Source organism: Natrinema zhouii (genome assembly GCF_013456555.2).
Taxonomy (GTDB): Archaea; Halobacteriota; Halobacteria; order Halobacteriales; family Natrialbaceae; genus Natrinema; species Natrinema zhouii.
This window is the reverse complement of record NZ_CP084884.1, coordinates 262,258-288,870: the sequence shown is the minus strand read 5'-3', so window position 1 is coordinate 288,870 and position 26,613 is coordinate 262,258. Positions and strand designations below refer to the sequence as shown.

Below are 26,613 nucleotides of genomic sequence, written 5' to 3'. Positions count from 1 at the left end.
ATAGAATTGGGCATAATGAGCAATACCAACTTCGATCCGGCGGAAGTCGCACGGCGTATCGAAGAAGACGGGGAAGACCTCTTCGTCCTCGACGTCAGGAACGAGGACGACTACGAGGAGTGGCAGATCGACGGGAGCACGAACGTTCCTATCTACGACGAACTGCTGGAGTACGACTACTCCACGCTCGAAGAGCAACTGGACGAACTGCCGAAAGACACGGAGATCGCGGTCGTCTGCGTCGCCGGTATCACGTCCACGCGAGCGGCGGAATTCCTCCGCGAACACGGGTTCGACGCGAAGTCGGTCGACGACGGGATGAACGGCTGGGGTCGCGTCCACCGTCAGTACGATGTCGACGCCGCCGACGGCGTCGTCCAGATCGTCCGCCCCGGCACGGGCTGCGTCTCCTATCTCGCCCACGACGGTGACGAGGCCGTCGTCGTCGATCCGAGTCAGTACATCGATCGGTATCTGAACGCGGCCGACGAGCGCGATCTCGAGATCGTCGGCGTCGCGGACAGCCACGCCCACGCGGACCACGTCTCGGGCGCCCGGCGAACTCGATGTCCCCTACTACCTCCACGGGGACGACGCCGGCGAACTCGAGGACGTCACGGAACTCGCGGGCGGCGAGACGGTTTCCGTCGGCGACCGCGACCTCGAGGTGCTCCACACGCCGGGACACACTCCCGGCAGCGTCTCGTTCCGGTTCGGCGACGCGGTGCTATCCGGGGACACGCTGTTCCTCCGCAGCGTCGGCCGCCCTGACCTCGAGGACGGCGCGGAGGAGGCCGTCCGCGAGGCCGCCGGCCAGCTGTTCGACAGTCTCGAGCGACTGACGGCTCTCGAGGACGAAACCGTCGTCCTTCCGGGTCACTTCAGCGACGAGTCGATTCGCCCGCTGGCGACCGAATTCGGCGACCTCCGAGAAGAGACGACCAACGAACTCCTGAGTTACGTCGGGGACGGCGACGAGGAAGCGTTCGTCGAAACCATCGTCGAGAGCCTCGCGGACGAACCAGCGAACTACAACGAGATCAAGCAGATCAACTGGGGCAGGGAGCAACCCGTCGGCGACGTCGAGGCGCTCGAACTCGGGCCGAACAACTGCGCCGCGAACTAACGTCGTCAGTCGGTCGAACGGTCACGCTGTCGTCGGGGCTCTGGACGACCGTCGTGAGAGAACAGTTCGAGTTCGCTAACGGGAAGTGGAAGACGAACGTGCGGCCCAGCGGATTCCTGCCCCAACGGAACAGTTTTCCCGTTCACGAACCGGTATCCAGTTCGATCGGGGATACCGATTTCTGCTGTCGGAGAAGGGGCGACGAGAACCGTGAATACACCTCGAGCGGTAGCTGACACTGACGGTCGGTGGACTGCTCGCAGGCGTCGCGCCGGGCGAGGTCTCGGGCAGAGTGCTCGATCGCGTCGAGATCCGTGAGAATGCGGACCGCCAGTGCGGCGACGACGAACACGACTGCGTCGCCGACGATTTGCTGACCCAGCAAATCGTCAGCGTCGTTTTGCCGTCCCCTGGATTAGGTTACGATACACCACTTTCACGAGCCATGACTGACTATCAACTCGCGTTCAAACCGGCGATCGGACTCTACGGCCAGCACGACCCGAGCGCCGTTCTTTTCGATGACGGGACGCCCGTCTTCGGCGTCGAGGAAGAGCGATACACGCGGGAAAAACACGCCACGGATACGTTTCCCGAACACGCGATTCGGGCGTGTCTCGACCATCGAAATCTGACCCTTTCGGACCTGGATCGTATCTTTCTTCCATACGAGCCGCAACTCCGTGGCAAGATCGCTTCACACTACGTTTCTGATGCGATCCGAGCGCCCGGAGTCGGACGAAAACTCTCCGCGCTCGAGGAGACGCTCGTCACGCAGGTTCGGAGTCGGTTCGTCCCGACCCGACAGATCGAGAACCGCCTCGAGTCGATCGGTTCGCCGGTGCCGCCGGTCGAGACGATTTCGCATCACCGCTGTCACGCCGCGAGCGCGTTCCACCCGTCGGGGTTCGACGAGGGGGTCGTCCTCACGCTCGACGCGAAAGGCGAGTATGACTCGACGGTCGTCTGGCGCGGCGACGAGGACGGCCTGACACGCGCGTACACTTATGAACACCCGAACAGTCTCGGGCTCTTCTTCGCGGTCGTCACGGAGTACCTCGGCTACCGGATGTTCAACGGCGAGGGGAAAGTGATGGGACTGGCACCCTACGGCGAGGACAACCCGGAGATCGAGAGCGTCCTGCGCGACCTGATCGACACGGGCACGGACTACGACGTCACCGACCTGACGAAGCGCTGGGGGACCGGCCACGGCGTCGAAATCCTCGAGGGCGAGTTCGGCCGTCCTCGAAACGAGACGCCCGGCGACTTCGACCAGTGGGAGAAAGACCTCGCACACACCGCTCAGAAACTGCTCGAGGAGACGGTCGTCGACATCGCGGAGACAGCCGTCGATCAGTTGAACACGGCGAACGTCGCACTCGCCGGCGGCGTCGCGCTGAACTGCAAGCTGAACAAGTGCGTTCGTGAGTCACCACACGTCGACGACGTCTTCGTCCAGCCGGTCGCCAACGACGCGGGGCTCGCGCTCGGTGCGGGATGGGCGGGACAGCCGCCATCGGCCGTCGACCGGCAGACCGATGTCTATCTCGGCCCCGAGTACGAGACCGAGGAGATCCGCTCGACCCTCGAGACGCACGCGGCGCGCTAACGTCGCCGAACGACTCGCCGACGGCGACCTCGTCGGCTGGTTCCAGGGCCGGCTGGAGATGGGGCCGCGAGCGCTCGGCGCCAGGAGCATCCTCGCCGATCCCCGCACCGCCGCGTCTCGCGACCGGGTCAACCGGTTCGTCAAACACCGCGAGGAGTGGCGACCGTTCGCTCCCTCGATGCTCGAGTCGGCCGCCGAGGAGTACCTCATCGACGGCGGTTCAGCGCCGTTCATGATCGATGCCTACGACATCCGGCCCGAGCGAACCGACGAACTCGAGGCCGTCTTGCATCCGGCCGACGACTCGACGCGCCCCCAGACCGTTCGCGAGGACCAGCACCCGCGCTATCACCGGCTCATCGGCGAGTTCGCCGACATCACCGGTGTGCCGGTCGTCCTCAACACCTCGTTCAACGATCACGCCGAACCGATCGTCCGGACGCCGACGCAGGCGATCAAGGACTTCTACGGGATGGGACTCGACGTGCTCGTCCTCGAGGACCTCGTGGTCGAAAAGGACGTGACGAAAACGGATCGGCGTTCGGACCTGGCACTCCGTTCGGGAGACGCGCTGGACCCGATACAGCAGTAGCAGCGAGACCGTCCTCGGGACAGTCGTCGGCGACGTTAGCGCGCCGCGTGCGTCTCGAGGATGTCCACGAGCGTTTCAGTGCTCTGGAACCCGTCGTCGAGGCGGGCGACTTCCTCGCCGTCGCGCAGGACGACGAGCGTCGGGACGCTCTGGACGCCGAACTCGGCGGCGAGATCCGGGACGAGACCGGCGTTCACCGTCGCCACGACGCCAGGTGCGCTGCGCGCGACCCCGCTGAGCACCGGCTCCATCGACGCACAGATTCCACAGCCGGACGTGACGAACTCGAGCAAGACGAGGTCGTGTGCCGCGAGCAGGTCGTCGTAGTCGGCCACGTCGTGTAACTGGACGGGTTTCTGGGTCGCGCGACCATCGTCGGTCACCTCTGAGGGTGTGGGTTCGGTCATCAACACTGCTAGGGTCCGAATGCGTATCAGTGTTTTGCAGAAGGTGTACAATACTATTGTGCAACCGGTCGATCGATCCATGAACGAAGATGGTGACGACCGCGTACCGACGATCGGAAAACTGGTGGCTAATATTGCCGCTATAGACGACAGAGCTGTTTCTCGAGTTATCCCTGTGAACGAGTTCGAGAAGGCTGTATTCGCCGCTTCTCCAGATTATACGCAACTCGAGCTTCGATAAATTTCGCCGAATAACACAGTGGAATACGGATGGCCGACCGATGTCCTCGAAACGGCGATCTCGATCGGTCGAGATGCGCCTTCGAACTAGTATGAGTGCTCCCGAAACTACAGTCGATGTCGAACAGTTCTTCACCAATCTCTTCGAGTTTCAGTACCGCGAGGTGACGATGGTCGGCGCGACGCTGACCGTTCTCGTCGCCTCGATCGTCTTCTTCCCGGGTTTCGAGAACGCCGGACGGGGCGTTCAGTCCGAACTTTCAGTCGGATTGCTCGCCGTACTGAGCATGGTCGCGATTGTCGCTGGCATCGTCAAGGGAATGACCGGCTTTGGCTACTCGCTCATCATGACACCGATATTCGCGACGGTGATCGATCCGACCGTCGCCGTCGTCGTCTTGGCGATTCCCCCGTGGATGCTCAATATGTTCCAGATCGCGGAAACCGGAACGGGGCGGTCGTTCGTTCGCGAGGAGTGGTCGCTCCTATTGCTCGCCGTTATTGGGACTATTATCGGCGTCGCAGCGTTGGCAACGTACAGCGCCGGACCGCTCGTCCCCTTCGTTATCGGACTCGTCCTCCTCAGTTACGTTGTCTTTCAGGTCGTCCAGAACTTCGTCACGGTCGATGAAGCACACCACCCAGTCGCCCTCGGTATGGCTGGGTTTTCCCAAGGCTTCCTGCTCGCTCTCGCGAATCTCGGGCCGCTGCTCCCGGCGTACTTCCACACCTTCGAGCGGGATGCCGAGCGATACATCGGCGGGTTGGCAATGGTTCTCGGAACGATATTTACGGTTCGTATCATACAGATGGCGCTGTTCACCGATCTCCTGACGACCTACCGGCTCTGGCTCGGGTCGGTGATCGCCGTCGTCACGATCGTCGGCCTACTGGTGGGGACGTATCTCCGACGCCTCGAGTTCGACGAGCGCGCGTTCAACTGGTTCGTCGTCGGACTCCTGTTCGTTATCTCGCTCAACATCTTCCGGAACTCCGTGCCGGCGCTGTTCTTCTAACAGTCGTTGGAATACGGGTTTAGTATGCAAAACGGCACCTGAAACTGGAGCACTTGATCCGGTAAGTACGTGTGCGAACTGAATGGCGGATCTCTATCAGTTATCGATGATATCTGTTGAGTCGTGTTGCATATTGTAGCACACTAACGCGCTCTGTTCTTGAACGGAGACTGTTTAAGAATCGCAGATAATGAAGGGAGAGGTGTTTTCCAGTGGCGATGGAGATCGCACACGATGGGGTTCCCTGAGATAGATTCGGCTGTTTTCTTTGGGTTGATTACAATGGTAACGTGGGGAATTTGGGTAGTCTTGGGCAACGCTGCGTCGGAGTCCATCGACCCGAGGACGGCCGCCGCGATCTCCTATCTTGTTGCGGGGCCCTTCGCACTCGGATTCATCCTCGTTTCGGACGCATCGCTCGCCATCACTGTGAGAGGAGGACTGCTCGCTGGTACGGCCGGGTTGTTCACCGGAATAGGCCTTATTTCGATGTACGTTGGCCTCTCTGGAGGGTCAACAACAATCGTCTCTACTCTCGGTGCGATGTACTTCGTCATTGCGGCCATCATCGGTATGGTCGTCCTCGGAGACGAAGTTACGATAACGAGACTTGCTGGGATAGCGTTCACAGTTATTGGGGTCGTCTTGGTTACCCGATAGATCTGTCCTACGCAATTATTGGGCACAGGATAGTATTCCCAGAAAAATAAGTCAAGGCGCGTCTTCTACTCAGAAAAATAAACGAGTAGCCCCTTCAAACGCTGTTCTTAGTAGTGATCAGAGAGAGTAGGGTGCCGTGCTGAATTTCCGCTCTGTCTTCAACACGCTGTTCTTGATAGAGAGTGAGTAGATTCCAACCCGCAGCGTTCCATCGTTTGTCTCTACGAACAGCAATTACGTATACGAACATATTGCTGTGCTTCGACGTGACCGGAACAGTAACATTTCAATGAGTCCTGTTCACGTCCCTACTTTTCAGAACTGTCGTAATAGCCAATCGATCATTAGTACTGTACCACCGATGACAAGCCAAAGGATAGGAACAACAACGAGCAGTACGACCCAATGGGGGACTGGTGGCGGTGGCGCTTGCGGAGGACCATGTAACGGACTTCCGTATAACAGAAACCCAAGCATTGAGAGGATACGTAGAACAAACATGAGTATGAAATTGCAGACAAATTATGTGGCTTCTTCCCGCTCGCCACTACGATTCTGTATCCCCGTTCTATAGACGTAGTACCCCGCAGTGATGAAGAGGAGGCTGACCACTATCCAATGAGGGTTATACTGACCACCCCAAGACAAGGATTTCCCGCCAGGACCGACTGGCTGATGAAGGCCTAACAGAGCGTGGTCAATGAAGGCGTCATAGACATCGAACACGCCGAGACCGATGAGAGCAGCACCAGCCAGCGGTTGGACGGCCAACGGAACAACAGTTCGTCGCTCAGACTGCCACACAAGGCCGGCCCCGACTCCCATAATAATTAACATCGCAAGTGAGAACAGCCCATCTGCAAGGATGTTTGTCTCAAGACCGTCCAGCGTGTACATTGGATAGATTCCAGACACCAGGTGATGCCACTGGAGGATATGGTGCAAAACGAGTACGTCAATTAACCCGCTGAATCCAAATCCGAATACTCCTGCTGCGATTAGCGCGCGTTGAGTCACCGTATTCTGGGTCTGATCACGCGTGGTGTCTGGATGATTGCTCATCGTATTTGCGCTTACTACCAACACAGAAAGTTCTGAGTTATTGCGAACGTGAATTTAACCTCGTACTTTGAGATCATTTTCGTAACCATCTGTATAGAACGGTAACTACGTGTGCAAACGTATCGAAAGTGAGTTAATAATTCATTCGTTTGAACACGTTAAGAACATGGACGTGATGGATTTCTTTCAGACTCTGACACTGTGGTTTGTTATCCTGATTTTCCTCCAGACGGGTTCTGGAAACTCAGGGCCGTTATTCACGGCTATCTCTTTCTTCGCGATTATCCTCGTATTTGTTCTTCCACTCTTTCTCCTCATCGTCTTTGTTACTGGACTGAGTGATAACTGAAGTAGCTGTACTGAGCGATGTGTGTTTCACCTGTACTGACCGTGAGTTACACGAGTTGTTCTAAATGATGAAATCGTGCTATTATTACTGCTAATAGACAACGAGCGCCAGATAAAGCTGTCCGGCCCCAGCCACGATCATCAGGCCTCCGGCGAGCCGCTTCAGGGGTCCCGAGTAGGCCGCGAACCGACCTGCACTCGCGACCAGCCCCATTCCGGTCGCGACCGTCACCGCGATCATCAGGGCGACTACGCTACCGACGTAGGTCATCAGGACGAGCGCCGCCGCCTCGGTCGGCAGCGATAGCGAGCGGGCGACGACCGCGAGGAAGACGGGCGCGACGCAACCGGCCCCAGCGAGCGCGTACCCCGAACCGAAGAGTCCAAATCCGAAGATACTCGAGCGCCGCTTCGGAAGCGGAATCGACAGCGAGGGGGCGCGACCGGCGAGAACGAGCGCGCCGAAGATCACCAGTAGTCCGCCGACGAGCGACTCGAAGATCGTGAGGTTCGATAGCGTCTGCTGACCGATTACGAACGTCACCCCGATGAGGGCTGCGAGCGTTCCCAGAACGCCAACGCCTGCGGCGATACCGCGGGTCGTCGCCCCACCGAGTGATGCGTCGCCGTCCGTCCGGCTGACGTAGAACCCGACGTACCCGGACAACAGCGGATACGCACAGGGGCTAAAGAAGGTCGCGACGCCGGCAGTGAGTGCGAAGACGACCGTCGACAGGAGCGATGCGTCGATCACGCGTCCGTCCCCGCCTCGAGCGCCTGTTCGATCCCCGCCACGAGTTCGTCCGCCGTTTTGACGCCGGTGTCCGACCACTGGACGCGACCGGACGTATCGATCGCAACCGCAGAGGGATAGCCGCCCGCGAGATACCGTGCAGTCAGTTCCGCAGTCGGATCGAGGCCGAGAGACCAGTTCCCGTCGTGTTTCTCCCACCAGTCGACTAGTTCTGCTTTCGTCACTGATCGCCCGATCGCTTCGCTCGTGATCGAGATGAACAGCACGTCGTCACCGATGCGATCGTTCGCCGCCGCAAGTGCGGGCATCTGCTCGATACACGGCGGACACCACGTGCCGAAGAAATCGATGAACGTGGGTCGGTCGGACGCCGGAACACGGACCTCGCCAGCTTCGCTTCCCGGCGCATCGATCGTCTCGATCGTGAGCGGTTCGGTGTCCGGAGATCCTGTTCCATCCGAATTCTCGCTCTGGGTTTCGTCTGTTCCATCTCCGAACGACGGTGGACCGCGTATCGCCAGCGCTCCTGCGCCACCGATCGTACCCAAACTGCCGACTCCGGCGAGGATATCTCGCCTGCGCATCTTACGCTGACACCACCGTTTCGAAATCGTCGACTACCCGTGAGATCTCGACCGTTGCCCCCCGGGGATACGCTCGCTCGATGATCCCCCGTTCGTTCGCAAGCAAGATCAAATTATAGTGGGGGAACTGATACTCGAGCGAATCGTACTTCTCGGCATCGATCTTCTTGAGCGGCAACCCGATCTGGTCTGTTAAGATCTCCTTCGCTGTTTCGTACCGCTCCGGTCTGAGGAAGTCCCAGTTCCCGGCCTCGAGATCGACTCCCTGCTGACCGGCGAACGTTCGAAGCGCGTCTTCCGTGTCCCGTTCCGGGTCGAACGTCATTGCGAGCAGTTGGACATCGTCACCGTACCCGTTGGCAGCAGCGGCTTCCTGTGCACGGCGGAGTCGTAGTATCAATGCCGGACACATCCCATCGGGACACGACGTATAAAAGAAGGTCATCAAAACGGCCTGGTCGCTCTCGAACTGGTCCGTCGAGACGGTTTCACCGATCAGTGGGTTGGGGAGTTCGACCGACGGAACGTCGTCGCCGTAGCTCGGATGCGACGACTCGCTCAGATCTTGCTCCGGTGGGCCGAGAACCGCTCCGTCGGCACGCTCCCGTTCACTACCGTCGCTGTCGTCTGCCTGTCCCTCGTCACTCGAGAGGGTATCCAGACAGCCCGCTGTGGTAGCGACACTCGAGGCGGCGATCGATCGGAGCCAGAGACGCCGATTCATACGTCGACGTTTCGGTGGGAATCGTAAATCCAGTACGACGATTCCCCGAGTCGGAAAAAGGGACAGCGGCGAGGATGAACGAGGAGCGCGAATGCCGCTCGGGAGTTCGCGAGATCACTTCGTCAATGAAATGAGAACGAGCACCATCCCGCTCGAGACGATGGCCGCCTGCACGAGGGCGGCGGACGCGATCGTCGTTCCGAACACGTGGTAGATGAGCCCCTCGCAGATCGCGCCGGCACCGATGAAGACGAATCCACCGGAGACGTACAGCATCGGCGTCTGACCGCTGCGCCGATAGCCGTGATACGCCAGATACGCGACGCCGAGACTCAGCACGAACGTGAATAGTTTGGCGATCACGAACGACGCTTCCATCAGTCGTCACCCCGGAGATCGCTCCAGAGGGACGTGAAGTTGTCAGCGAGTTCGTCGCGGGTCTCCAGCGTCAGCGAGAGCTGACCGTCGGTGATATCGACGTGGAGTTCCTCGAGCGACGTTTGGAACTTGCTTCGATGGGAGCCGTCCGAATCGACGGTGTTCCGTTCCTCGATGAGGTCGTGGTCCTGCAGCGTCGACACTCGCCGATAGATCGTCGTGAGCGAGGCGTCGCACTCCTCGCTGAGCGTTTTCGCGGTCTTCGGCCCGTGGTCCGCGGCGAGGAGTATCTTCCGTGCGTACTCGTCCGCGAGGATCTGGAAGATTTCCGCCGAGTCCGAGGAGCCTCCGTGTTGCACACGATAGACCCCGTCGTTCAGTACCAAATAGGCCACGATTCCCCGACTCAGCAAATCGTCGTCACTGTCTTGTACCCGCACTCCGGTAGCAGTCGTGACTACTGACGGTCGTCGTCCGCTTCGTCTCCCGGCGGTAACCAGACGACGTCGAACCAGAACGCCTCGAGCGCGCGGACAACGTCGATGAACTCGTCCTGGTCATCTGGCTTCCGAATATATGCGTTTGCGCGGAGCGCGTACGACTGTGCGATACATTCCCGCTCGTCCAACGCTGTAAAGACGATGACGGGAACGTCCGTCCACTCGGGATCGGTATCGAACGTCTCGAGGAGGGGGCGCCAGTCCATCTTCGGGAGGTCGATATCGATCACGACGAGGTTCGGACGGGAACGGTCGGGATCCGAGTTGCACTGCCGAATGAACTCGAGTGCGTCGGCACCACTGGCAGCGGTCGAAACGGTGTTCGCAGACGCCGCGTTCTCGATCGTCTCGAGAAAGAGCTGAACGTCGTCGGCGTTCGGATCGATGAGGAGCGCCTCAACAGGGTGTTGGTCTTTCATTATCTTCCGATGAAATATCCTGAAGCACTGGGATGATACATATAATATATGCAATATATTGGTTGTTTCGATGGTGGCTCATGGTCGAACGCATCACGGTGCGCAGGTCGGACACGACCGCCTATGGCGAGCATAGATTAATCCCGCCAGAATCGCCACGGAGAGCGCGCCGAGGGCCGGTCGTAACGGATCGAAGTACGTCATGAGCGCAGACGAACTGAACAGGGCGAGCAGGGCAACGTTACAGATCGGACAACCGACCGCCAGGAATCCGCCGGCGAGACCACCGAGCATCCAGCGGTCCTCGCTACTTGCACCGTCAGCCTCGCTCTCGTCGTCGGCCTCGAGGTCGAGATCGGCCGTCTCGGTCGCCAGTCGCTGTGCGGTGTAGACGCCCGCCAGCAGCGCGGTCAGCATCAGAAACAGGTAGTCGGTGGGCGTCCGGGGGACCATCCGAACGTACAGGGGGTTCGGGATGAGACCGGTGACGAGCCCGAATAGCAGGACCACGCCAATTCCGGTGGCCGTTCCCCACAGCATCGCTCGCCGATCCGATCGAATCGATCGGGCGAAGTCGTGTGCCGTCATTTCGTCGCCTCCGTCGTGAGCGCACAGTGTTCCGGATGGCCCGCTCGTCCGAGGAAGAACACCAAGAGGGCGAGCCCGCCGACGCGAAGCAACGCGCCGTCGTACGGGAGCACTGCCATCCCTCCGGCGAACCCGAGAAAGCCGAGGAGGCCGGCACCGCAGCTCGCACAGCCCGATGCGAGGAGCCCCGGGACGACGCCGGAGAGGTCGGTGAGACTCGAGAGACCGACGATCTGCAGTTGCGCAACGGCGTTGACGACCGCGACGCCCGAGAGCAAGGCGTAGAGGACGATGACCGCGAGCCCCGACCAGCCGTCGGTTCGGTAAATCGTCTCCGTGAGCGAGACGAGGACGTATTCGAACCAGTGGAGTCCGTCGCCGAGCATCTGGAGCGAGAACTCCGGCATCGTACTCAGGATCAGGAGGACGTAGGTGGCGACCGTCACGAGTACCAGTCCGAGCGTCCCTCGCCACGTCTCGAACGGGTACGAGACCGCTGCAGCGAGGTTCGTCAGGTACCTGCTGATCGAATCGCGCGTGAACATCTAGCTGTACCGATGCAGGGACGACTGAAATTATCGACTCCGATTTGCTGGGTCAGCAAATCACCGATTCCGTTTACGTCATCGAAGAGAGAACGTAACGACGAGTAACTTATCTACAATGGCTCACGAACGCGACACAAACGGGGGGTCGTCCCGACGGCGAATGCTCGCCGCACTCGGTGCCGCATCGACGACGCTCGCTGGCTGTATGGATATCCTATCGGACGACGACGGCAACGGAATCGGCAGGGGCAAAATGGCGTCCGGCCCCACGAACTGGCCTGCTATCGAGAGCGGGCAGGTGATCTCTGACTTCGAGGACCTCGGCGAGTGGTCCGCCCGAACTGGCGAACTCTCAGCCGCTTCCGACGAGGCGCGACTCGGATCGCAAGCGGCGGTCATCGAGAGCGACGAGGCGACAGCCCGTATGGAGATTCGGTTCGACGACGGAATCGACTTCGAGGACTGGGACACCTCGCTGGCGGTCAAACCGGAATCCGCTGATCGAATCATCGTCGAATTCCTTGCACCGACGCAGAGCCAACGCCTCACCAGTATTCGAATCGTTCCAGACGGATACGACGGCTGGTTCCGAATGGACTGTGGCTACCAGCAGAAGCCGGGGGAAGACCCGGACCTGTCGAACGTCACCGGTCTCAATATCATCGCAGACGGGCCGGACGGCGGACCGACCAAATTGCTGGTCGACGACCTCCGCCGAACCGAATCGGCCGCCAACGGTGCCGCAATCCTCGCGTTCTACGGCGGCCACGGTTCGCACTACGACATCGCGGCCGAGATGCTCGAGGAGCGCGACTGGACCGCGGCGGTTCCGGTCAGCCCCGAGCAAATCGGAGCCGCCGGTCGGATGGGGCGCACTGAATTACGCGACCTCCGAGACCGCGGCTGGGACGTCTGTTCGCTCCCGCAGGTGTCGACGCCCCTGCCGGAACAGTCCGAGGACCAGCAGCGACAGATCCTCGAAACCGCTCGAGACGCGCTCGCAGACGAGGGCTTCGAGGACGGATCGCGTCACCTGTTCGTTCCCGACGACCGGATGGATGCGACGACCTACGGGCTCACGAGAGAGATCCACGAGACGACGTTCCTGTCCAACGCCGGAACGACGAGCGTGCCGCCGACCGAGATGCACATGATTCCGTTCATCTGGGGTCCCGCACTTCACACCGGTGTTCGTCGCCACACCAATCTCTCCGATCAGTACAATCACCTCACCGTGGTGCGCGTTCCGCGGATCGTCGACGAAGCGGACGTGGGTGTCAACGAAAATCGGATGTCGCTGGACGACTTCGGACTGCTCCTCGATCACATCGAGCACCGCGGCCTCGACGTCATTACTCCCTCGGATCTCGTCGACGAGACGTTCGAGCGCGCCGACGGCAACGACGAAACCGAGAACAGAGAGCGACCGAGCGGAACGATTCTCGAGGCAGGCCAGTCCCACACGTTTGAGGGATCCGAATCTGGCAACACCGCCACGTTCGACCTCGACGAGGGGATCCTCGTGGCGAACGTCTCCCACGACGGCGGAGAGATCGCCGTCGACGTGACGAAACCCGACGGTATCGGACGCAACGAGAATTTGCTGACCACGTCCGGAAATGCCACCGGCGAGTCGATCATGGCCGTCGACGACGACGCCTACAGACTCGAGATTGACGCCGACAGTGCGTGGTCGATCGACCTCTCACAGCCGGCGGTCGACGCCGACGAACTCAGGGACCTCCCGTTCGAGGCGACCGGGACGGGATCGGCGTTCGTCGGGCCACTGTGGACCCAGGGCGGCGTTAGAGTCGTCGCGACACACGACGGCGACGGCACGTTCGTCGTCGACGGTTACGATGCGGACGGCAGTCGGGAGATACTCGTCCACCGGACCGGCGAGTTCGATAACTCGCGGTCGTACAAGGCGGGCGGCCCCGTCTGGCTCAACGTCGAGGCCGACGGCGACTGGACGCTCGAGGTCGTGGACTCGTAGTACCGGATTCGATCGCTCGAAACACTCGTTGCGCCCGACACCGTTTCCGCTGTTCGATCACTGCTCATCGTCGGACCGTCGCGAGGAGGCGAATGGACGAATCGGGGCGGAACGGATGGGATTTCGGTCCGATTTTGCTGACTCAGCAAATCGGCGGATCCGTTTAGGGCCGGTAGTGTAAATGTGAGCACGAACAATCGATGTCGCTCGATCAGCCGTCTCGTCGCGCTCTCGTTACAGGTCTCGTTGGAACTCTCGGCGTCGGCGGCGCTTACTATCTCACGCGATCCGACGACACCGCTCACGATCTCTCTTCGTCGTTTCACTCGAGCGACGAGACGTCCGAACTCGGCGTCGAATTGCAGGGAAAGCCGATTATGGGTGCGTCCGATGCACCGATCGAGCTCTACTACTGGACGGACTTCCAGTGTCCGTTCTGCGAACAGTTCGAACGGGAGACGCTCCCCGACCTCGTTCGAAAGTACGTCGAACCGGGCGAGCTTCGAATCGTATTCATCTCGCTGCCGTACTTCGGTGCGGACTCGATGACGGCTGCGGTCGCCGGCAAGTGCGTGTGGGATCAGGTTCGCGACGCCGACCCGTCGACGTACTGGGACTGGCATGCGGCGATCTTCGAGGAACAGGGCGAGAAGAACTCCGGCTGGGCCACAGCCGAGAACCTCCTCGAGTATACGTACTCGGTCGACGGCATCGACGCCGACTCGCTCGAGGCGTGTCTCGACGATCGACGGTCGGCGCTCGAAGACGAAATCGACGCGGATAGCGAGCAAGCACGCTCGTTTGGCATTCGGGGGACGCCGACGTTCGCCGTCTTCGATCCGGACTCCGAATCCGTCGAGACGCTCGTCGGCGCACAGCCCATCGAGCGCTTCGACGAGGCGATCGAACGAATCGAGGACGCGTGAGATCAGTCGCGATCGAGACCGGACCGAAGATTCGCCACGCTCACCTTCGAAGTGTACTTGTTCGGCAACGACACGCCACGAGCCCGCCGCGGTTCGGATCGCAATCCAGGACCGATGACTTGCAGCGACATGCACGATGTTGACTACTACGGACAGCACAGTCTAAATTGCAATGTCGTTACAAGACCTCCCACATGCGGACGAGGAAATGCACGAGTGTATCGATAACTGTCTCGAGGCTGTACAAGCCTGTGAGTGGTGTGCGGATGCCTGCGCTGACCACGGAGAGGAGATGGCTGAGTGTATTCGGCTCTGTCGCGACGTGGCCGACATCGCGTCGTTGCACGCACGACTGATGGCTCGCGACTCAGACTACCACGGCGAGCTGGCGTCGGTCTGTGCAGACGCCTGCGAGGCGTGCGCCGAGGAGTGCGAACAGTTCGATCACGAGCACTGCCAAGTGTGTGCGGATGTCTTGCCGAAGTGCGCAGAGTCGTGCCGCAACATGGCCAGCTAAGGCGAACTGGCCTAGCAGTCCCGATTTTAGGAGGGCCGCATTTCGTGTGGTCTGAATTCCGCTTGCAGCAGACAGTAGTGTACGCTTTTTACTCAGTCGCGAATGCCAGATATAGCCAGCGACGGAGAGACGTGGTTCGGGTTACAGGAACGAGTGAAACCGCTCGTTCAAGCGGGTATCGTCCTCGGGATCGGTCTGTGCGGCTTCTTCGACGGGGTCCTCTACCAGCTCCTGCAGTGGCACCACATGCTGTCGGCCTAGATGGATCCGACGGCCTCACCGATCTGCGACTGAACGTCGTCGCCGACGACCTCTTCTACGTCGGCACCTACTTCTTCACAATCGCGGGGAGCTTCTCCTAGTTCGCGCGTGGCGACGGTCAGACGTCTTCAATCTTCTCGAGAGGCTCGTAAACCCCAACTCCTCGGGATCCCGACGTCTTGCCGAAGGGGCCGGGAGCGTCCTCCTCTAGGACATTGCTTTCCTGCTATCGGGCGTGCTCTTCATCGTCGGCGGCTACGCCGTAACTCGACTCGATAAGGTGATCGTCGCGGAGCCTCGAGACGAGCGTCCGACAACCGATCGGTCGACGTGATCGGCGAATGCCTCGCGAACTTGAGCGGTCGCCGTCACTCGTATTCGAACACGCGTGCCATCCCTCGCTCGAGGTGGTAGACGTTGTGACAGTGGAACAACCAGTCGCCGGGATTGTCCGCGCGGAAATCGAACGTCACCTGGTCGCCGTGGGGCGCGACGAGGACGGTGTCCTTGACCGCGTCGCCGACCTGAAAGAAGTGGCCGTGGAGGTGCATCGGGTGGATCGCCGGACTGCGGTTCACCATCCGCACGCGGACGTGGTCGCCCTCGCTGATCTCGAGCGGGTCGGCGTCCGGGTACACCTCACCGTCGATGGTCCACGCGTCGGTGTCGGCGCCGCTCATCATTCCGCCCGACAGCGTAAAGTTGAACGTACGGTCCGGTTCTCCGTCGAGCTCCAGCGGTTCTAACGCCGCGAGGTCACCGTACTCGAGTTCGTCGCCGGCGAACTGTGGTCGGTTGGCAGCGCCGTCACCGGCGGCGTCTGCGTACTGCAGTCTCGCCTCCGCGGGGTCCTCGTCGCCGACGACGGGGTCCGCGGCGATGATCCACTCGCCGGGCGAGTCGGCCTCGAGGATCGCGTCGTAGCGCTCGCCCATGCTCATCACGAACGAGTCCACCTCGACGGGTTCGACCGGTCGGCCGTCGGCGTGCGTGACGGTCAGCGAGTGGCCGCCGACGCCGACCCGATAGGTCGTGGCGCTGCTGGGATTGATAAATCGCAGCCGGACGCGCTCGCCCTCTTCGACCTCGAACACCGGCGGATCCGACGGGAGGCGTCCGTTGACGAGCAGTCCCTCGTACGGTGGTCGCTGGCTCATCATCTGAGTACCCGGTCCCATACCGTCGCTGGGAACCATTCCATTGCCAGGTCCCATTCCGTCGCCAGGTCCCATTCCGTCGCCGGGGCCCGTTCCATCGTCGTTTCGACCCGGACCCATTCCGTCACCACCGGGACCCATTCCGTTATCCGGTCCACGACCACCGTCCCGTCCATTGCCATCGCTGGGGCCCCTCCTATTTCCGTCTCCCCCTGGTCCGCCGCTAGGGCCCATTCCGTCACCGCCGCCCGGCGGGGCTTCTATCGAGTCCAGCGCCGGCTCCTTCCCGAGGTGGTCGTCGAGCTGCAGCGTGTACTCGCGGTCATACTCGACGTGGGTCGACTCTTCCTCGACGATTAGCGGTCCGTAGAGTCCCCTATCGAGTTGCAGCCCGACGTGACTGTGGTAGACGTACGTCCCCGCTGGCGACGCCTCGTACTCGTACTCGAACGTCTCGTCGGACGAGACGGGCTCTTGCGTGACATCTGGAACGCCGTCCATCGGGTTCGGCACGGGAACGCCGTGCCAGTGAATCGTCGTCTCCTCGGGCAACCCGTTCTCGAGCGAGATGCGGAGCGTCTCTCCTTCGCCGACTCGGAGCTCCGGCCCGGGGAACTGCTCCTCGTACAGCCACGTCTCGACGCTCTCGTCCACTCCGATGTCGACTTCGCCGCTCGAGGCGACTAGTGTTTCCTCCTGCGTGTCGCCGTCGTCCTCTTGTGCGGTCCGCTTGAGTGCGGCCGCTCCGGTTCCGATCCCGTTCGGTAGTCCCACGATCCCGAACAGCGTCGCGCCGCCGACGCGCAGCGCCTGCCGTCGCAGGACGGTTCGCTCAGTATCGTCCATCACAGAACCGCCCACAACTGCCGGCAAAAAGGAAGGGCATGCCAGCGCGCGTCCTTCTCGATTCGCGTCCGAGAAACGTGACCTCGAGGCTGGAAACCGCGTTCGAATGGGTCGCCTCCGTTCTCACTCGAGCGTGGCGATCAGCAGGAAGGTCTCCGGTCGGACGGCCTCGTATTCGATGGCGAAGCCGACCTCGCGGAGGGCGTCCGCCGCCTCGTCGGCGCTGTAGCGTTCGTCGACCGGCGGCCCGTCCTCGCCGGTTCCGGTGGCCGCCCAGTCGACGACGACGAGCCGGCCGTCGGCGGCGAGGACCCGGCGAATCTCGGCCAGCGCCGCATCGCTCGCGAACTCGTGGTAGGTCATCGTCGAGAACGCGGCGTCGACGCCGCCGTCGTCGAACGGCAGGTCGCTCACGTCGCTGGTCACGAGGTCGACGTTCTCCGGGACGCCCTTCTCCCGGTAGTACTCGTGCATCTCCTCTTGAACGTCGACTGCGTAGACCTCACCGGCGTATGGTGCGACGTCATCGGTGAAAAAGCCGGTTCCACTGCCGAGGTCGGCAACTGTGTCGTCCGGCGAGAGCGAGAGCGCCCACAGCAGTTCCTCGGCCGAGACGAACCGATAGCGCCGTCCGGCCACCTCTAACTTGTCCGCTCGCTCGGCGTCGAACGTGTGGTATCCCATGGTTACAGGTTCTCGAACGCAGTATCAACCAGTTCGCCGGTCTCGGCGACGATGTTTTCCATTTCGTCGTCATCCGGTGCTATTCCGACGAGCCGTGCGATCCGCATGATCGAAACGTGGTAGACGCGCTGTCGACCAGATTCTTCCTCCCAGACGACGACGTTACACGGGAACAGCGCGCCGAGTTTGCTGTCGCTAGCCTCGAGTGCCCGGTCGGCGACCGATGGATTACACGCGCCGAGGACGTAGTAGGGGTCGCGGTCGGCATCGACCTTCTCGTTAAGCAATTCCGACGGCGAGAACTCGACGGGAACGCCGAATCCCGCGTCGGTGAACACCTCGCGGACGTGTTCGATGGCGTCTTCGTGGTCCATCTCGAGGGTCGTCTGTTTCGCACCGATGTCGTCCGGATCGATTTGACTAGGGTCGATTGGCAGCGTCATTCATGTATAGTATTGGGCCCACCACAAAAATCAGTTCTGGATTCCACCGTCGATTGTTACGGGATAACCGTCGATTCGTGAGAGTACATCACCGTGCGCTGCTCCAGCGAAAACCGGGCGGATCACATGTAGGAGCTTCCTGCATCGTTCAGCAGGCAAGTGGGCACGTAGCAGGTGGGATATCGGGCGGGGCGGTCAGTTCGAGGCCACGATCGCTGACTCGGAAAATCGGCCGAATACATATCCTTCCCGATCCTGAAATTCACGTATGGGTTTAGACATCTCGGATCAATCGCTGCTCGGGCTGGCAGGGCTCGCGAGCCTCTGTTGTGTCGGACCGGGGACCGCCGCCCTCGCCGGCGGGACGTCAGTCGGGATAATCGCCGGGATTGTACAGGGAGCGGTGATCTTCGCAGTGCTCGGCGTCATCGGGCTACTGATCCGGCTGCGCTCGAGCTGTTCGTGTTCGACCCGTGACGCGGACCGGGAGACGCAGCGATCTCCGAGCGTGGAGCGAAACGCGGACCTCGAGTGATCCGTCGACGCAAGCGGCGGACGCTTGCACACTGATCGTGGTACTGGAGACCGTACCGAACCCGTCGAGCAGCGACTCGTGACGAGAGATGCTTCCGGAGCGATAGCCGTATTAGATTGTGTAGTATTGGGAATTCACAGAAATACTTTAGGCGCTGCCGTCCTACTCCTCACGTATGACCAAGACGTTCGTCGTTATCGGTGGTGACGCCGCGGGAATGAGCGCCGCGAGCAAGGCGAAACGCGAGGATCCCGAGCGAGAGGTGATCGTCTTCGAGAAGGGAGAGTGGGTCTCGTACGCCGCCTGCGGGATGCCCTACTATGTTAAGGGTGAGGTGGACGACCTGGACGACCTCGTCACCGTGACGCCCGAGGAGTTCCGGGAGGAACGGGACGTCGACCTACACACGGGGACGGAGGTCGTGGACATCAACTCCGAGGCGCAGACGGTGACGGTCGAGACCGGCGACGAGACGTACGAACAACCCTACGACGACCTTCTCGTCGCGACCGGCGCGAGCGCGATCGAACCGCCGTTCGACGGGCTCGGACTCGAGGGCGTCTTTACCATTCACGACATGGTTGAGGCCGACGCCATCGAGAACTACGTCACCGACCGCGACCCCGAGACGGCCGCGATCGTCGGCGGGGGCTACGTCGGCATCGAGATGGCCGAGGCGCTGTCGGCCCACGGCGTCGACGTCCACCTCTACGAGATGTTGCCCCACATCCTCCAGCCGTTCGGTGAGGCCGTCGCCGAGGTCGTCGAGGAGCACCTGCGCGAGCAGGGGGTCGAACTCCACCTCGAGACCGCCGTGTCGGGCTTCGTCGGCGACGAGCGGGTCGAGGCCGTCGAACTCGAGGACGAGACCGTCGCCGCCGACGTCGCGATCGTCGGCGTCGGCGTCGCGCCCAATACTGATCTCGCTGAGGAAGCCGGCATCGAACTAGGGCCGACCGGAGCCATCGCAACCGACGAGTACGGGCGAACGAACGACGAGAACGTCTACGCAGCGGGCGACAACGCCGAGGCAACCCACGTCGTGACCGGCGAGTCGGACCACGTCCCGCTGGCCCTCACGGCCAACCGTGCGGGGCGGGCGATCGGACAGACGATTACCGGCGCTCCCACGCCGACCGGCGGCACCGCCGGCACCGCGATCGTAAAGGCGTTCGACCTCGGGGCCGCCCGGACAGGGATCATCGACGAGGATCGGGCCCGCGAGGCTGGATTCGATCCCGTTTCCGTGACGATCTCGGCATCGACGCGCGCTCACTACTACCCCGACGGCGCGGAGCTCACCGTCACACTGGTCGCCGACCGCGAGAGCGGCGAACTGCTCGGTGGCACCGTCGTCGGCCGCGAGGGCACGAAGCGCATCGACACGGTCGCGACGGCGCTGACGGCCGACATGACCGTCACCGAACTGCAGAACGCGGATCTGGCGTACGCGCCGCCGTTCAGCCCCGTCTGGGATCCGATCCTCACCGCGGCGAAGGTTCTCGCCGGCAAACTCGAGTGAGATCACGATGACGACCGACGAACCCAGCGAACTGGATGCGTACGTCGCCGACCACCGCGCGGACCTGATCGAGCTCGCGCTCGACCTGCTGGCGGTCGACACGGCGAATCCGCCCGGCAACACGCGCGAGATCGTCTCGCTGCTCGAGGAGTACCTGTCGCCGCTTCCGGTCGACGTCGAGCGGTTCGCCGTCGATCCGGCGAAACCGAACCTCCTCGTGACGCTTCCGGGCGCGAGCGATCGAACGCTGCTGTACAACGGCCACCTCGATACGGTCCCGTACGACGCCGACGCGTGGTCGTCCGATCCGCTCGGCGAGCGCGTCGACGACCGGATCTACGGCCGCGGCGCGACCGATATGAAGGGAGCCGTCGCAGCGATGCTGTTCGCGATCCGCGCGTTCGCCGAGATGGACGTCGAACCGCCCGTCGACCTCGCGTTCGCGTTCGTCAGCGACGAGGAAGTCGGCGGCGACGCCGGCCTCCCTGCGTTGCTCGAGACCGGCCGTCTCGAGGCCGACGCCTGCGTCATCGGCGAACCGACCTGCGAGGTGGGGCGCCACTCCGTGACGGTCGCCGATCGAGGGAGTATCTGGCTGACGCTCGAGGTGACCGGCGAGGCCGCACACGGCTCGCGGCCGGTGCTCGGCAAGAACGTGATCGACCGACTTTACGACGCAGTGACGACGCTGCGGCAACGGTTCGGGACGCGACGCCTCGAGATCGATCCCACCATCGAGCCGATCCTCGACGAATCGGTCGGCTTCTACGAACCAACGATGGGTGCCGAGACCGCCCGCGAACTGTTCGAAACCCCGACGATCAACCTCGGCGTCCTCGAGGGCGGGGACGCGATCAACAGCGTCCCACAGGCCGCCCGCACGGAGATCGATATTCGACTGACTGCGGGCATACGGACTCCTGACCTTCTCTCGGAGATCCGGGACTGCATCGCCGACTGCGAGGGGATCACGGTCGCCGACATCTCCTGGAGCGTCGGCACCGCCGAACCGATCGACAGCCCGCTCGTCGAGGCCGTCGCCTCGAGTGCCGAAGCGACAACCGGCGAGCGAGTGTACCGCCGGAGCGCGACCGGCGGCGGCGACGCGAAGACACTTCGAAACGCCGGCGTTCCGACGGTAGAGTTCGCGCTCGCGACGGATACCGTCCACGCGGTCGACGAGTACACGACCGTCGACGCGCTCATCGGGAACGCGATGGTGTACGCGCGCCTGCCCGAAGTATGGGCGTCTGCAGTCGACAGGACGGATCTATCCGGATAGCACTCCGACGCTCGAGCGCTCCGCTGTGCAGGGTATCCGGAACCGATCGCTATCCGATCGTCAGCACTCGATCGGCGGTCGTCACGACCTCAAGAAGATCATTCATCGTCGAGATCGGGCAGACCTCGCTCCCATCGCTGTTTCGGATGTCCAGACAGGTGCCACAGGCCAGCAACTCCCCACCGGCCTCGTCAAACTCCTCCATTCGATTCCGTACGTCGAACTGATCGTCCGTGATCTCCTCGGCTTCGACGCCGTCGCCGAGCAGGAACACTGACACGTCGTTTCCGTTCTCTAGTGCGGTGATTCCGAGACGAAAGGCGTTCCACGCGCGTTCGGGGTCGCTGGTTTCGAGTACGATTCCCAATTGTTCCCCAGTGTCATCGCCTCCTGGTTCAGACATGTATTGTACTATAGACCCAATATAATATAATACTGTCGCCTCCGATCAGGTGTGCAATAACGTTCAGTGGTCACGATAGTTGTTGCCGAATCGCCAGGAACGGTTCTCCGGATGAACGAAGTGTTCGAGATGGGGCTGGGGACCAGTTTCTTGCAACCCCCGTTGCTCGTCGGTGAATCGCTCGTTCACGGCGACTGCTCTCAGTATTTCATAGTGAACCCAAGATTATTATCTACTGCGTTCGTAAGATACCGTATGCAACCGAGTCCGACGATGACGCCGACCGAGTTCAGGGCGGATATCCCTGCCTTACAGGAGGGAACCTATCTCAACTTCGGCGCTCACGGTCCAAGTCCGAAATATGTCGTCGATGCCGCCGACGAGTTCGTCCGCGAGCACGAGTACGAGTCACCGGTTGGTGACCACCCCTACGAGACGGCGTTCCGAGCCTTCGACCGCACTCGAGAGCGAGTCGCGTCGTTTGTCGGCGCCAACCCGGACGAGATCGCGCTCACCGAGAGTACGACGGCCGGGATCAACGCCGTCGCCAACGCGATCGACTGGCAGCCCGGTGACGTCGTCGTGCGGACGGACCTCGAGCATCCCGCCGGAATCCTCCCGTGGCAACGCCTCGAGCGGGAAGGCGTCGAGGTTCGAGTCGTCGAGACCGAGGACGGCCGCATCGATCTCGAGCGTTTCGCCGAGGCCGTCACGGATGCCAGAGTCACCTGCTTCAGCGCGGTCACGTGGACCCACGGGACGCAGCTTCCGGTAGGGAAACTGGTTGATATCGCCCACGACGCTGGTGCGCTTGCGCTCGTCGACGCCGTGCAGGTCCCCGGACAACTACCAATGAACGTCGCGGAGTGGGGCGCCGACGCGGTCGCCGCCGCGGGGCACAAGTGGCTGCTCGGGCTGTGGGGCGGCGGCTTCCTCTACGTCGACCGTAACGCCGCTGAGGGTTTCGAACCGCGAACGGTCGGCTATCGAAGCGTCGAGACGCCATCCGACGATCCCTACGAGTACGCAGCCGGCGCACGTCGGTTCGAAGTTGGGTCAGCGAACCCGGCACCCCACGTCGCGCTCCGGGAAGCAATCAACGTGATCGATGAAGTCGGGATCGACCGGATCGAAGACCGCGTCCGCCGTCTCGCCGGTCGACTAGTAGACGGTGTCCCCGCTGACCGTCTTCTCAGCCCCTCAGTGCCGGAGTCGGGGCTCGTGACCATCGATGTTGACGATCCGGCGACGACGGTCGAACGGCTGGCTGCCGACGGGATCGTCGTTCGAGCACTGCCATCTCCGACCGCCGTTCGAGCGTCCGTCCACGCAGTCAATACTGCAAACGACATCGATCGACTGCTCGACGGACTGGAGCAAGAGTGGGAATCGCGGGAGCACAATGCAGGGTAACGACTTGAGTACATGCTCTCGTAGGACGTGAAAGAGCATCGCATGGATCTCGACACGGAATACCTGGAGGAGTGGAAGCGGCTCGACGGATCGGACGCGGCTGACCGCGATCAGGGGCAAGTACCGGACGTAGTCTGTCTCCACGTCAGCGACCTGCACGGCCAGCTCGTTCCCGAATATCACGTCTACTACGATAATCCCGAATCGAACCCCGATTTCGACTTCGGTGGCGACGACCGAATCCTCCGGCGCGGCGGCGGGATCCCGCTGTTGGCCGGCAAACTCAAAGAGATCCGCTCGGCTACCGATGAGACGCTTACGCTGATGAGCGGCGACACGTTCCACGGCACCGCGGTGACGACGTACACGAAGGGCAGGGCGATGCTAGAGCCGATAGCCGAGCACGTCGATCCGGACGTGTACGTTCCGGGGAACTGGGACTTCGGGAACGAGGCCGCCGAGGACGGGAACCTGCGGGACCTGATGGACGAACTCGAGGCGCAGGTATTGGCGAACAACCTCTACGGGCCAGATGCGGACGGGTTGCTGTTCGACCCCTACACGATTGAACGTGTGAACGGCGTCGACATCGGAATCGTCGGGATGACGAACGTCTACGTCGACCGTATGGCGCCGGCATTCCACGAGGGAAAGTACCGGTTCGGAAAGCACCCAGCGTTGCTCGAGGAAGCCGCAGACTCCGTGCGCAACGAGGGTGCCGATGTCGTCCTCGCGGTCACCGAGATCGGGTTGCCGTGGGCCGTCCAAGCGGCGAAGGACATCGAGAGTATCGATGTTCTGTTCAGTGCGCATACTCACGAGTACACTCACGATCCGATCCTGATCGATAAGACGGAGACGCTCGTCGTCGAATCAGGAACGGGCGACGGACTTGGACGCGTGGACCTCCACATCGATGACGACGGCGTCGCGTTTCGCCACATCCTCTATTGTCTCGCCGAAGACCACGACTACACATCCGACCCGGCACCGATGGCCGAACGGACGGTTGCGGATATTCGATCGCCGTTCTTCGACGACGAAACTTCCTACGAGCGAGGGGACGGAACCCTCGAGCAGCCACTGGACACAGTCGTCGGGAGGACGGAGGCGTCGCTCGATCGACAATCGTTCCTCGAGAGCGACTGGAACGCGCTGTTCGCCGACGCACTACGAACGTACTTCGGCACCGAATTAGCGGTCACCCACGGCTTCCGTTACGGTCCAGCAGTTCCCGCCGGCGAGATAACGCTCGAGCACCTATATCAAGCGTTTCCGATGACCGCACCGGTGGCCCGTGGCGAAGCGTACGGTCAGCAGCTGCTGAACCACATGGAGGCGTTCCTCACTGACAACTTCACACCGTACGTTTACGAGCAAGAGGACGGTCGTGTCCGGAACTACTCTTCGAACGTGGAGGTGATCATCGATCCGACCGCGAAACGCGAACGCAGACTCGTCGATCTCGTCGTCGACGGGGAACCGGTCGATCCCGAAGCGCGCTACTCGATCGCGACGTTTACCCGTCCCGGTGATCCCGAACGTGATCTCGGAAACTGCGGCTTCCCGTTCCAAGACATCGACATTGAAGACGGCGTCGTTCCGGTTGACGTCGTCGTCGACTACCTCGAGGACTACTCGCCGATCGATTACGAGGAGACGACGCTCGTCCAGACGCCCGACAACGGCGGATGGGTCCAGAATACGCCCGCTGACGGACCGTACCCGTACGTCCAACCGGGGGTTGATTACGCGGGCGGAGATGAGTACTGCGAGACGCGGTTAATCCCAACCGGGACCCGCTTCCCCGAGAGCGGGCGAAATCCGTACCGGTAGCCGAGGATGCCTATGCAGGGATGAGAACTATCGGCGGCCTCGCACCAGATAGTATTGTAAGGAGATTCCAATGGTGAACCAAATTTCCCCGGAACGGCTCGCGGATATGGTTGACTCAAACGAGTCGTTCACGCTCGTCGATACGCGCCCTGAAGATAGTTACGAGGGCTGGCGTATTCACGGCGCCGAGAACATCCCGTTCGGTCCAGACAACGAGATCGGGGACGAAGAACTCGAGCGCGTTGAGGAGGCCAAAGACGGAGAGACAGTAGTCGCGATCTGTGGAAAGGGGCTTACATCGACGCCGTTCAGCTTCGAACTCGAGCAACACGGCTACGACGATGTGTCCGTCGTGAAGGGCGGTATGGAGGATTGGAGCAAAGTCTACGAGGTCGTTCCCGTCGAGACCGAAAACGACGACCTCGTCGTCCTGCAACTGCAGCGACGGGCGAAGGGCTGTCTCGGCTACGTCGTCGGCTCGAGAGACGCCGAGTCGGCCGTCGTCGTCGATCCGACGCGACAGACGGACCAGTTCAAAATCGTCGCCGAGGAGGCCGGGCTGACGATCGAACGCGTCCTCGACACCCACGTCCACGCCGACCACATCTCGGGTGGATCGAAACTGGCGGCGGAGCTGGACGTCCCCTACCATCTCGGAGAACACGCGAGCGAGCGGGGCGTCGAGTACGACTACGAACCTCTTGCCGACGGCGAGGCGATCGAACTCGGCGAGATCGAGATCGAAACGCTACACACGCCGGGGCACACGACCGAGATGGTCAACTACCTCGTCAATGGCGAGGCGCTGCTGACCGGCGACACGCTGTTCGTCGAGTCCGTCGGCCGGACGGAGCTTCAATTCGGCGACGAAGACGCGTCCCGCGGCGCCAAACTGCTGTACGAATCGATTCACGACACCATCCTCGAGTTACCGGATGAGACGCGGATCCTTCCGGGCCACGTTTCGGTCACGGAGGACAACCGATACGAGGTCGGCTCGCCTGGCGAACTGATCGGCGCTCGACTAGATGACCTCCGCGACAACCTCGACCTGCTGGGACTGGACGAGGACGAGTTCGTGGACCGATTGGTCGACAATGCGCCCGACAAGCCACCGAACTACGAGCGCGTGATTGAGATCAACACGGGTTCGGAGCCACCCGAGGACGAGTCCGAGGCGACGGAACTCGAGTTAGGGCCAAATAACTGCGCGGCCTAGTTCGCGCAGTCAGAC

General features: G+C 61.7%; 29 protein-coding genes and 2 pseudogenes. 16 read left to right on the top strand and 15 right to left on the bottom strand.

What is annotated here, in order from left to right; all coding sequences use genetic code 11:
* Nucleotides 1-15: 15 nt before the first annotated feature.
* A pseudogene (locus HYG81_RS43855) lies at nucleotides 16-1,126 on the top strand (MBL fold metallo-hydrolase).
* Nucleotides 1,127-1,268: 142 nt separating this feature from the next.
* Here HYG81_RS43855 and HYG81_RS43850 read toward each other — a convergent pair.
* Complete coding sequence (locus tag HYG81_RS43850) at nucleotides 1,269-1,511, bottom strand: hypothetical protein (RefSeq protein WP_226778641.1); 243 nt, start codon at nucleotides 1,509-1,511, stop codon at nucleotides 1,269-1,271.
* 60 nt (nucleotides 1,512-1,571) lie between these two features.
* Here HYG81_RS43850 and HYG81_RS43845 point away from each other — a divergent pair.
* A pseudogene (locus HYG81_RS43845) lies at nucleotides 1,572-3,330 on the top strand (carbamoyltransferase family protein).
* 35 nt (nucleotides 3,331-3,365) lie between these two features.
* Here HYG81_RS43845 and HYG81_RS43840 read toward each other — a convergent pair.
* Complete coding sequence (locus tag HYG81_RS43840) at nucleotides 3,366-3,737, bottom strand: thioredoxin family protein (protein ID WP_226778640.1); 372 nt, start codon at nucleotides 3,735-3,737, stop codon at nucleotides 3,366-3,368.
* A gap of 79 nt (nucleotides 3,738-3,816) precedes the next feature.
* Between HYG81_RS43840 and HYG81_RS43835 the strand changes: the two genes are divergently transcribed.
* From HYG81_RS43835 to HYG81_RS43825, 3 genes are all read left to right on the top strand, one after another.
* The gene (locus HYG81_RS43835; protein ID WP_226778639.1) at nucleotides 3,817-3,978 is read left to right on the top strand and encodes a hypothetical protein; all 162 of its coding nucleotides are present in this window, start codon (nucleotides 3,817-3,819) and stop codon (nucleotides 3,976-3,978) included.
* Between the two features lie 91 nt (nucleotides 3,979-4,069).
* Nucleotides 4,070-4,993, top strand: coding sequence for a sulfite exporter TauE/SafE family protein (locus HYG81_RS43830; protein WP_226778638.1), 924 nt, complete (start codon nucleotides 4,070-4,072; stop codon nucleotides 4,991-4,993).
* A gap of 234 nt (nucleotides 4,994-5,227) precedes the next feature.
* A complete protein-coding gene (locus HYG81_RS43825) occupies nucleotides 5,228-5,653 on the top strand; it encodes an EamA family transporter (protein ID WP_226778637.1) in 426 nt (141 codons plus the stop codon).
* A gap of 522 nt (nucleotides 5,654-6,175) precedes the next feature.
* Here HYG81_RS43825 and HYG81_RS43820 read toward each other — a convergent pair.
* The 9 genes from HYG81_RS43820 to HYG81_RS43780 all read right to left on the bottom strand — a co-directional run bounded on the left by HYG81_RS43820 (nucleotide 6,176) and on the right by HYG81_RS43780 (nucleotide 11,555).
* Entirely contained in the window at nucleotides 6,176-6,715 is a 540-nt protein-coding gene (locus tag HYG81_RS43820) for a DUF2243 domain-containing protein (RefSeq protein ID WP_006111116.1), read from the bottom strand.
* Nucleotides 6,716-7,154: 439 nt separating this feature from the next.
* A complete protein-coding gene (locus HYG81_RS43815; protein WP_226778636.1) occupies nucleotides 7,155-7,817 on the bottom strand; it encodes a cytochrome c biogenesis CcdA family protein in 663 nt (220 codons plus the stop codon).
* Nucleotides 7,814-8,401, bottom strand: coding sequence for a TlpA family protein disulfide reductase (locus tag HYG81_RS43810; RefSeq protein WP_226778635.1), 588 nt, complete (start codon nucleotides 8,399-8,401; stop codon nucleotides 7,814-7,816). The genes HYG81_RS43815 and HYG81_RS43810 overlap by 4 nt, the downstream gene beginning before the upstream one ends.
* Nucleotide 8,402: 1 nt before the next feature.
* Nucleotides 8,403-9,125 carry an SCO family protein gene (locus tag HYG81_RS43805; protein ID WP_226778634.1) on the bottom strand — a complete coding sequence of 241 codons (723 nt, stop codon included), beginning with the start codon at nucleotides 9,123-9,125 and terminating at the stop codon, nucleotides 8,403-8,405.
* Between the two features lie 114 nt (nucleotides 9,126-9,239).
* The gene (locus HYG81_RS43800) at nucleotides 9,240-9,503 is read right to left on the bottom strand and encodes a DUF7521 family protein (protein ID WP_006111121.1); all 264 of its coding nucleotides are present in this window, start codon (nucleotides 9,501-9,503) and stop codon (nucleotides 9,240-9,242) included.
* A complete protein-coding gene (locus HYG81_RS43795) occupies nucleotides 9,503-9,862 on the bottom strand; it encodes an ArsR/SmtB family transcription factor (RefSeq protein WP_006111122.1) in 360 nt (119 codons plus the stop codon). Before HYG81_RS43795 ends, HYG81_RS43800 begins: the two co-directional genes overlap by 1 nt.
* Nucleotides 9,863-9,960: 98 nt before the next feature.
* Nucleotides 9,961-10,422 (bottom strand): response regulator, encoded by a 462-nt coding sequence (locus HYG81_RS43790; protein WP_226778633.1) that lies wholly within the window; start codon nucleotides 10,420-10,422, stop codon nucleotides 9,961-9,963.
* 93 nt (nucleotides 10,423-10,515) lie between these two features.
* On the bottom strand, nucleotides 10,516-11,010 hold the full coding sequence (locus tag HYG81_RS43785; RefSeq protein WP_226778632.1) for a hypothetical protein: 495 nt from the start codon (nucleotides 11,008-11,010) through the stop codon (nucleotides 10,516-10,518).
* Entirely contained in the window at nucleotides 11,007-11,555 is a 549-nt protein-coding gene (locus tag HYG81_RS43780) for a hypothetical protein (protein WP_226778631.1), read from the bottom strand. The genes HYG81_RS43785 and HYG81_RS43780 overlap by 4 nt, the downstream gene beginning before the upstream one ends.
* A gap of 118 nt (nucleotides 11,556-11,673) precedes the next feature.
* Between HYG81_RS43780 and HYG81_RS43775 the strand changes: the two genes are divergently transcribed.
* From HYG81_RS43775 to HYG81_RS45980, 5 genes are all read left to right on the top strand, one after another.
* Nucleotides 11,674-13,554, top strand: a complete 1,881-nt coding sequence (locus HYG81_RS43775) for a polysaccharide deacetylase family protein (RefSeq protein WP_226778630.1) — start codon at nucleotides 11,674-11,676, stop codon at nucleotides 13,552-13,554.
* Nucleotides 13,555-13,754: 200 nt separating this feature from the next.
* Nucleotides 13,755-14,480: a DsbA family protein gene (locus HYG81_RS43770; RefSeq protein ID WP_226778629.1), complete on the top strand. Its 726-nt coding sequence runs from the start codon at nucleotides 13,755-13,757 to the stop codon at nucleotides 14,478-14,480.
* 172 nt (nucleotides 14,481-14,652) lie between these two features.
* Nucleotides 14,653-14,997, top strand: a complete 345-nt coding sequence (locus tag HYG81_RS43765) for a four-helix bundle copper-binding protein (RefSeq protein WP_226778628.1) — start codon at nucleotides 14,653-14,655, stop codon at nucleotides 14,995-14,997.
* A gap of 102 nt (nucleotides 14,998-15,099) precedes the next feature.
* Nucleotides 15,100-15,258: a DUF2243 domain-containing protein gene (locus tag HYG81_RS45985; protein ID WP_425607583.1), complete on the top strand. Its 159-nt coding sequence runs from the start codon at nucleotides 15,100-15,102 to the stop codon at nucleotides 15,256-15,258.
* Complete coding sequence (locus HYG81_RS45980) at nucleotides 15,234-15,359, top strand: hypothetical protein (RefSeq protein WP_425607582.1); 126 nt, start codon at nucleotides 15,234-15,236, stop codon at nucleotides 15,357-15,359. Before HYG81_RS45985 ends, HYG81_RS45980 begins: the two co-directional genes overlap by 25 nt.
* 267 nt (nucleotides 15,360-15,626) lie before the next feature.
* On the opposite strand, the gene HYG81_RS43755 is transcribed toward HYG81_RS45980, so the two are convergent.
* The 3 genes from HYG81_RS43755 to HYG81_RS43745 form a co-directional block, all read right to left on the bottom strand.
* Entirely contained in the window at nucleotides 15,627-17,261 is a 1,635-nt protein-coding gene (locus HYG81_RS43755; RefSeq protein ID WP_226778627.1) for a multicopper oxidase family protein, read from the bottom strand.
* A gap of 123 nt (nucleotides 17,262-17,384) precedes the next feature.
* A complete protein-coding gene (locus HYG81_RS43750; protein ID WP_226778626.1) occupies nucleotides 17,385-17,945 on the bottom strand; it encodes a class I SAM-dependent methyltransferase in 561 nt (186 codons plus the stop codon).
* Nucleotides 17,946-17,947: 2 nt separating this feature from the next.
* The gene (locus tag HYG81_RS43745) at nucleotides 17,948-18,388 is read right to left on the bottom strand and encodes a DUF302 domain-containing protein (protein WP_226778625.1); all 441 of its coding nucleotides are present in this window, start codon (nucleotides 18,386-18,388) and stop codon (nucleotides 17,948-17,950) included.
* 268 nt (nucleotides 18,389-18,656) lie between these two features.
* Between HYG81_RS43745 and HYG81_RS43740 the strand changes: the two genes are divergently transcribed.
* From HYG81_RS43740 to HYG81_RS43730, 3 genes are all read left to right on the top strand, one after another.
* Nucleotides 18,657-18,923, top strand: coding sequence for a hypothetical protein (locus HYG81_RS43740; protein WP_226778624.1), 267 nt, complete (start codon nucleotides 18,657-18,659; stop codon nucleotides 18,921-18,923).
* A gap of 175 nt (nucleotides 18,924-19,098) precedes the next feature.
* On the top strand, nucleotides 19,099-20,445 hold the full coding sequence (locus HYG81_RS43735) for an FAD-dependent oxidoreductase (protein ID WP_226778623.1): 1,347 nt from the start codon (nucleotides 19,099-19,101) through the stop codon (nucleotides 20,443-20,445).
* 7 nt (nucleotides 20,446-20,452) lie between these two features.
* Entirely contained in the window at nucleotides 20,453-21,727 is a 1,275-nt protein-coding gene (locus tag HYG81_RS43730; protein ID WP_226778622.1) for a M20 family metallopeptidase, read from the top strand.
* Nucleotides 21,728-21,776: 49 nt separating this feature from the next.
* On the opposite strand, the gene HYG81_RS43725 is transcribed toward HYG81_RS43730, so the two are convergent.
* A complete protein-coding gene (locus tag HYG81_RS43725) occupies nucleotides 21,777-22,130 on the bottom strand; it encodes a DsrE family protein (RefSeq protein WP_193364782.1) in 354 nt (117 codons plus the stop codon).
* A gap of 255 nt (nucleotides 22,131-22,385) precedes the next feature.
* Here HYG81_RS43725 and HYG81_RS43720 point away from each other — a divergent pair, with 255 nt between their 5' ends.
* From HYG81_RS43720 to HYG81_RS43710, 3 genes are all read left to right on the top strand, one after another.
* The gene (locus HYG81_RS43720) at nucleotides 22,386-23,543 is read left to right on the top strand and encodes an aminotransferase class V-fold PLP-dependent enzyme (RefSeq protein ID WP_226778621.1); all 1,158 of its coding nucleotides are present in this window, start codon (nucleotides 22,386-22,388) and stop codon (nucleotides 23,541-23,543) included.
* Nucleotides 23,544-23,585: 42 nt separating this feature from the next.
* Complete coding sequence (locus HYG81_RS43715; protein ID WP_226778620.1) at nucleotides 23,586-25,379, top strand: bifunctional metallophosphatase/5'-nucleotidase; 1,794 nt, start codon at nucleotides 23,586-23,588, stop codon at nucleotides 25,377-25,379.
* Between the two features lie 70 nt (nucleotides 25,380-25,449).
* Nucleotides 25,450-26,598, top strand: a complete 1,149-nt coding sequence (locus HYG81_RS43710) for an MBL fold metallo-hydrolase (protein WP_226778619.1) — start codon at nucleotides 25,450-25,452, stop codon at nucleotides 26,596-26,598.
* The last annotated feature ends 15 nt before the right edge of the window (nucleotides 26,599-26,613 follow it).